Consider the following 5,714-nt stretch of genomic DNA (forward strand, 5'->3'; position numbering starts at 1 on the left):
TGAATCTGCGTAATCTGTGGATCTTTTCTCTTTTCTGCGTGTTCTGCGGATGATTCCTGCCTTCCGCCGTGGTCGCCGTGGTCCGCCGTGTTCGCCGTGTGAACTCTTCCGTGGTGCCCGCCAAACCCGCTGTGCCCGCCGTGTGACGGCGCCCGTCACCTCACCAGTCCCCAATGCCTCGTGAACGGCCAGTAGACGAACAGGCCCCGCCCGACCACGTTCTCCTCCGGCACAAAGCCCCAGTACCGGCTGTCGAGGCTATTGGCGCTGTTGTCACCCAACGCAAAATAGGCGTGTTCGGGTATCTGGACCGTTGAGCCCGGGTTGGCCAGGTACACCATCGAGGGCAGATCAGGCCGGTCGTTGGTGTAACCGGTGTAACCATCCTGCCGCGATTCCACCCGTTTGAAACCTGGTTCCTCGGCCGGGTTGCCGTCGATGAACAGGTTGGGAGCATCGATCCGCAAGGTATCCCCGGGAATGCCCGCCAGCCGTTTGATGTAATGCTGGCTGGTCCCGTCAGGCGCGGGTGGAATTCCGATGATGTTATTCGTCTTGAAAACGAACACATCCGCCCGGTGCGGTCTGGTGAAATTGTACGTGAACCGGTCGACGAACAACTGGTCGCCCAGGTCGGCATAGGCGCGCACAATCGGTTGACCGTGGCGGAAACGCTGTCCCTCCCCCACCCGCAACTGGTAACGGAGAACTTCGGGGGTAATGCCGACCCGGTAAACCTGACCCGACCTCATGACGACGGCCGACCCTTCCCAGAGCATGTTCACCTTGGCCGGCTGGACGGCGACGATCGCATCGTCATCCGTCTGCGAAAGAACGTCCTCGTAGGTTCGTCCGAGCGTGAGAAACTCAAACGCGCGCGCCAGCGGATTTGGAGGGGGACCCGCCATCCGCTTGGCGATTACCCCGTTCAACGTCGGCTGCATCGAGCCCGTCGGGATTTTGAACGGCTGCAGGAAAAAAGCCCGAATCCCGAGGGCCAGGACCACCGCCACCAGGACCAGCTCGACGTTCTCGGTCAGCGACCGGTTCCTGGAAGGTCCTTCCAGTTTTCCAAGACGCTCGATCAGGGGCCGCTCGACCGCCCTCACCTTTTCCGGGGAACGTGCCCCCAGGGCCGCCCGCAGTTCGACCATCTGCCGTTCGACGGCCGCCAGGTCCTCAGGCGCGCTGACGTCTTTGCGGTAACGAATAATCTTGCGGGCAGCCTTCAGCAGAGCGCGGCCTTCCTGAATGTACTTTGGAGTAAACACAACGTCGGCTAGCTGGTCTTCAGGACTTCAATGAAGGCCTCCTGCGGAATGTTGACCCGGCCGATGGCTTTCATCCGTTTCTTGCCTTCCTTCTGCTTTTCCAAAAGCTTGCGCTTCCGGGTGATGTCGCCGCCGTAACATTTGGCGGTCACGTTCTTGCGCAAGGCCGAAACGTTCTCGCGGGCGATAATCTTGCCGCCGATCGCGGCCTGGATGGCAACCTGGAACAACTGCGGCGGAATTACCTCCTTCAGTTTCGCCGCCAGCAGGCGGCCGCGCGCCTCCGCCTTATCGCGATGGACGATGCTCGAGAATGCGTCCACCGGCTCGCCGTTAACCAGCATGTCCAGCTTGACCAGATCGGACGCCCGGTAACCGGCATACTCATAGTCCATCGAACCGTAACCGTGCGTCAGCGATTTGATCTTGTCGTTGAAGTCGACCAGGATCTCGTTGAGCGGCAAGACCGCCGTGAGCATCACCCGCCGGGTATCCAGCGATTCCGTGTGCTGCACCTCGCCCCGCTTCTCCGTGATCAACTGCATCATGTCCCCGATGTTCTCGTTCGGGCACATGACGAAGCACTCCACGGTCGGTTCCTGGATTTCCTCGATCACGCTCGGGTCCGGCAGGAACGACGGATTGTCCACCTCGATCGTCTCGCCGCTGGTCTTCACCACCTGGTAAACCACGCTCGGATAGGTGGCGATGATGTCCATGTTGAACTCGCGCCGGAGCCGTTCCTGGACAATTTCCATGTGTAACAGGCCCAGAAAGCCGCAACGGAAACCGAACCCCAACGCCACCGAGTTTTCCGCCTGATAAGTAAACGCCGAATCGTTGATCTGCAGCTTGCCCATCGCCGTCTTCAGGTGCTCGAAGTCGGCGGTGTTGATCGGATAAATGCCGCTGAACACCATCGGGTGAATTTCCTGAAACCCGGGCAGCGGTTCCGCCGCCGGGCTCCGCTGCTCGGTCAGGGTGTCGCCGATCTTGATCTCCGCGGTGCTCTTGATGTTGGCGATGAAGTAACCGACGTCGCCCGCTCGCAGCCCTTCCTGCGCGAGCGGTTTCGGGGTAAAAATGCCCGTCTCCTTGACCTCATAGCTCTTTGAGGTGCTCATCAGTTTCACTGCCTGGCCCGCGTCCATTGAGCCCGAGAAAACCCGGGCGTACGCCACCACCCCGCGGTAAATGTCGAAAACCGAGTCGAAAATCAGCGCCCGCAACTTGTCGTCCCCGAACGATCTGGGCGGAGGAATGCGCTCGACGATCGCTTCGAGAATACCCTCGATGCCGAGGCCGGTCTTCGCGCTGGCCAGGATCGCTTCCGAACCCGGGATCGCCAGAATATCCTCCAGCTGCTTCTGCACGGTGGGCACGTCCGCGTTCGGCAGATCGATCTTGTTGATTACCGGGACGATCGTCAGTTCCTGCTTGAGCGCCAGGTGGACGTTGGCCACCGTCTGCGCTTCCACCCCCTGGGCCGCGTCGACCACCAGGATCGCCCCCTCGCACGCCGCCAGGCTCCGGGATACTTCGTACGAAAAATCGACGTGACCCGGCGTGTCCAGGAGGTTCAGACGGTACTGGTGGCCGTTCTTCGCCTGGTACTTCATCGTCACCGGGTGCGCCTTGATCGTGATCCCGCGCTCCCGTTCAAGGTCCATGGAATCCAGCAACTGATCCTGCTTGTCCCGCTCCTCAATGGTGCCCGTCGACTCCAGCAAACGATCGGACAAGGTCGTCTTGCCGTGATCGATATGCGCAATGATACAAAAATTCCGCGTGAACTGGCTTTCCATGAAAGGTGAAAGAGACGCAGTATCGTGCACGCGGGTACCGGCGTCAACGCAGCGGGCGCGGGCTGCGCAAGCGTTATTTTCCTTGTGATTTTTTTCACTTGCTCGGGCGCCGCCGGGCCCTAAGCTCCGCGTATGGCCGAAGTTGCTCCTGCTGCCTACGATTCCAAAGTCGAAGGCAATGTTATTTTTTCCCGCTTGGATGCCTGCGTTAACTGGATGCGCAAAAATTCACTTTGGCCTATGCCGATGGGTTTGGCATGCTGCGCCATCGAACTGATGGCCACCGCCTCTGCCCGTTTTGATATCGCCCGTTTCGGGGCCGAAGTGATGCGCTTTTCACCCCGGCAATCCGACGTCATGATCGTCGCCGGCACCGTCACCTACAAGATGGCGTTGGCCGTCAAACGGATCTACGACCAGATGCCGGAGCCGAAATGGGTCATCGCCATGGGTGCCTGCGCTTCCTCCGGGGGCATGTACCGCAGCTACGCCGTGTTGCAAGGCATCGACCAGCTCCTGCCCGTCGATGTTTATGTCAGCGGGTGCCCGCCCCGGCCTGAAGCCTTGCTCGAAGGCTTGATGAAGCTGCAGCGCAAGATCGATACCGAACGCGCGCTGGCCGACCAGAAGCGCGAGCTTCTCGAGGTTTTCTCATGACCATTGCTGACGTCATCGTTGCGTTGGAAAGCCGGTTTCGCATCCTTCAAAAAACTGAGTTCCGTGGCGAAACCAACCTGACCCTGCCTTTGGACCAGATCGAGGCCGTATGCCGGACCTGCAAAGAAGAGCTCGGGTTTAACGTCCTGCTCGACATCTCGAGCGTGGACCATTTCGGTGAGGAACCGCGGTTCGAACTCGTTTACGAACTGTACACCCTCAATCCCGGGCAGCCCGGGCTGCACCTCCGTCTGAAGACAACGGTTTCCGAGGACAACCTCGAAGTGCCGACCGTCAGCCACATCTGGGCGACGGCCAACTGGCACGAGCGGGAGGTCTATGACATGATGGGCATCCAGTTTGCCAACCATCCCGACCTCCGCCGGATACTCATGTGGGACGGCTACCCGTTCTACCCGCTGCGCAAGGATTTCCCCTTGGAGGGCAAAGCGAGCGAGGTGCCAGACGTTGCCTTCTCGCGGCCTGCGCCGTTGGCGGGCGGCCCGTTCGTCACCGTCCCGACCACGGCCGGCACCAAGGACCGCGAACCCCGCGCGCGGCGTCCGGAAGACGGCGAGAGCGTCCCGGGCGGATCGGATTAACCGGCTTGAGCGTCGGTCCGAAAGACGGGAGGTTTGGCGTGGACCTCGAACAGATCGCTCAAATCTCCTGTCCCTACTGCGGCGCGGTGTTCTCGACGTTCATCGACACCTCGCAAGGGGCCTTCTGCACCATCGAAGACTGCCAGGTCTGCTGCCGGCCCATTCAGATCGACATCGAGTGCACCGCCGGAGAAATCACCTCTGTCGACGTCCGGCGGGCCTAGAATCACCGCTCGAAACCAGCGATTTTCCCCCGTCCGCGAAAATCCGCTTGCACCCTCCCCCGAACGCTCCATATTCGCGGTCTCTCCGCCCTGCCCGGGCCCGGCGCTTCGGCGTCAGGCGTTGGGAAGCTGGAGAGATAGCAGGTGCGTACTTTCCCGCGCAGGCGGCTTTGGCGTCCAACCGGCCCCGGCGCGGATTTAGAAGGCTAGGTAGCTCAGTCGGTAGAGCAGAGGACTGAAAATCCTCGTGTCGGCGGTTCGATTCCGCCCCTAGCCACACCCTTTGGAAGTCAACGTCTTACGCAAGCAACGGGGCGTTTTCGCCGCAAAGTGAGAACGGAAGTGAGAACACGTCTGGCGTTATCCACGCCCGTCCGGTTGCGTTCAGACCGCGCTTAAGGCGGCGCGCGCCGGCCACCCCCACCCGCCGTCCGGGGCGCTTCCCGGGTTGCCGCGGTCCGCAACGGTGCGTAAGCCGGCGGTGATGGACTGCAGTCGGAAGGGCTGCAGCCATAGCGTCAGCGGACCGGATTTTCGGGGGCCGTGCCGCGGCATTCTTGGCCCGAGCTCGCGTACGGCGAAGGCCTCGCTTGCTTACCGAAAGCGCGGTTGGGTCGGGCTCGAGGGACTGCAGGGCCTCAAAGGCTATTGAGCACGTCTTCACGCGAACCCCCCTTGTGCCGAGCGACCACTCGCAGGATGTCCGCTAAGGTGCCCACTTTAAGCGCACCGTGCGCCGGCACCGTGACCCGGTGCTTGCTGGGGGTCAGCATTTCGAGCTGCACATGGCTGCCCTCTTGATTCACGACCGCGTAGCCCCAATGGCGACACAGGCAACGGACAAGGTTTGAGCCCGAAAGATCGCGCGGCAGCTTCAAGCCGGTATTCGTACCCGCTCTTCGGCCACTTGGAAATTGACGAAATAATCGTTAGGCTGATCGAAAAAGTGGCCTTGAACCGCCTCAAGCACGTTTTTGCGCACCTCATCCAAGGTTTCACCCTGGGTAAAGATGTCAGCCTGGCGGCACCGGGCATGGTAACCGCCGCCCCCATCCGGCAAAATGTCAAAGGTAAGATGTCGACCCATAGGTTGCGCGGACGTGACACATTCGCACCACAAAGAGCCTACCACGCCGTTGTGACTGAGTCACAACC

At 60.9% G+C, this 5,714-nt stretch carries 7 protein-coding genes and 1 tRNA gene; 4 read left to right on the forward strand and 4 right to left on the reverse strand.

Annotated elements, in window-relative coordinates; all coding sequences use genetic code 11:
* Positions 1 to 155: 155 nt before the first annotated feature.
* Positions 156 to 1,271: a signal peptidase I gene (lepB, locus tag JO015_20505; protein ID MBW0001484.1), complete on the reverse strand. Its 1,116-nt coding sequence runs from the start codon at positions 1,269 to 1,271 to the stop codon at positions 156 to 158.
* An 8-nt stretch (positions 1,272 to 1,279) separates the two neighbouring features.
* Positions 1,280 to 3,076 (reverse strand): elongation factor 4, encoded by a 1,797-nt coding sequence (lepA, locus tag JO015_20510; protein ID MBW0001485.1) that lies wholly within the window; start codon positions 3,074 to 3,076, stop codon positions 1,280 to 1,282.
* A 132-nt stretch (positions 3,077 to 3,208) separates the two neighbouring features.
* Between lepA and nuoB the strand changes: the two genes are divergently transcribed.
* From nuoB to JO015_20530, 4 genes are all read left to right on the forward strand, one after another.
* Positions 3,209 to 3,733, forward strand: coding sequence for an NADH-quinone oxidoreductase subunit NuoB (gene nuoB, locus JO015_20515; protein MBW0001486.1), 525 nt, complete (start codon positions 3,209 to 3,211; stop codon positions 3,731 to 3,733).
* The gene (locus tag JO015_20520; protein ID MBW0001487.1) at positions 3,730 to 4,335 is read left to right on the forward strand and encodes an NADH-quinone oxidoreductase subunit C; all 606 of its coding nucleotides are present in this window, start codon (positions 3,730 to 3,732) and stop codon (positions 4,333 to 4,335) included. Before nuoB ends, JO015_20520 begins: the two co-directional genes overlap by 4 nt.
* A 38-nt stretch (positions 4,336 to 4,373) precedes the next feature.
* Complete coding sequence (locus JO015_20525) at positions 4,374 to 4,559, forward strand: CPXCG motif-containing cysteine-rich protein (protein MBW0001488.1); 186 nt, start codon at positions 4,374 to 4,376, stop codon at positions 4,557 to 4,559.
* A 204-nt stretch (positions 4,560 to 4,763) separates the two neighbouring features.
* A tRNA-Phe gene (locus JO015_20530) sits at positions 4,764 to 4,836 on the forward strand.
* Between the two features lie 361 nt (positions 4,837 to 5,197).
* Here JO015_20530 and JO015_20535 read toward each other — a convergent pair.
* Both JO015_20535 and JO015_20540 read right to left on the reverse strand, forming a co-directional pair.
* On the reverse strand, positions 5,198 to 5,437 hold the full coding sequence (locus JO015_20535) for a type II toxin-antitoxin system HicA family toxin (GenBank protein ID MBW0001489.1): 240 nt from the start codon (positions 5,435 to 5,437) through the stop codon (positions 5,198 to 5,200).
* Complete coding sequence (locus JO015_20540; GenBank protein ID MBW0001490.1) at positions 5,434 to 5,646, reverse strand: 2-phospho-L-lactate guanylyltransferase; 213 nt, start codon at positions 5,644 to 5,646, stop codon at positions 5,434 to 5,436. The genes JO015_20535 and JO015_20540 overlap by 4 nt, the downstream gene beginning before the upstream one ends.
* Positions 5,647 to 5,714 lie beyond the last annotated feature (68 nt).

This window comes from Verrucomicrobiota bacterium, from assembly GCA_019247695.1.
In the GTDB taxonomy this organism is placed as follows: Bacteria; Verrucomicrobiota; Verrucomicrobiia; order Chthoniobacterales; family JAFAMB01; genus JAFBAP01.

Bases quoted from the DNA above. Each gene is read 5' to 3' on its own strand.
- lepA (MBW0001485.1), bottom strand. From the start codon at position 3,076: ATGGAAAGCCAGTTCACGCGGAATTTTTGTATCATTGCGCATATCGAT.
- nuoB (MBW0001486.1), top strand. From the start codon at position 3,209: ATGGCCGAAGTTGCTCCTGCTGCCTACGATTCCAAAGTCGAAGGCAAT.
- JO015_20520 (MBW0001487.1), top strand. From the start codon at position 3,730: ATGACCATTGCTGACGTCATCGTTGCGTTGGAAAGCCGGTTTCGCATC.
- JO015_20540 (MBW0001490.1), bottom strand. From the start codon at position 5,646: ATGGGTCGACATCTTACCTTTGACATTTTGCCGGATGGGGGCGGCGGT.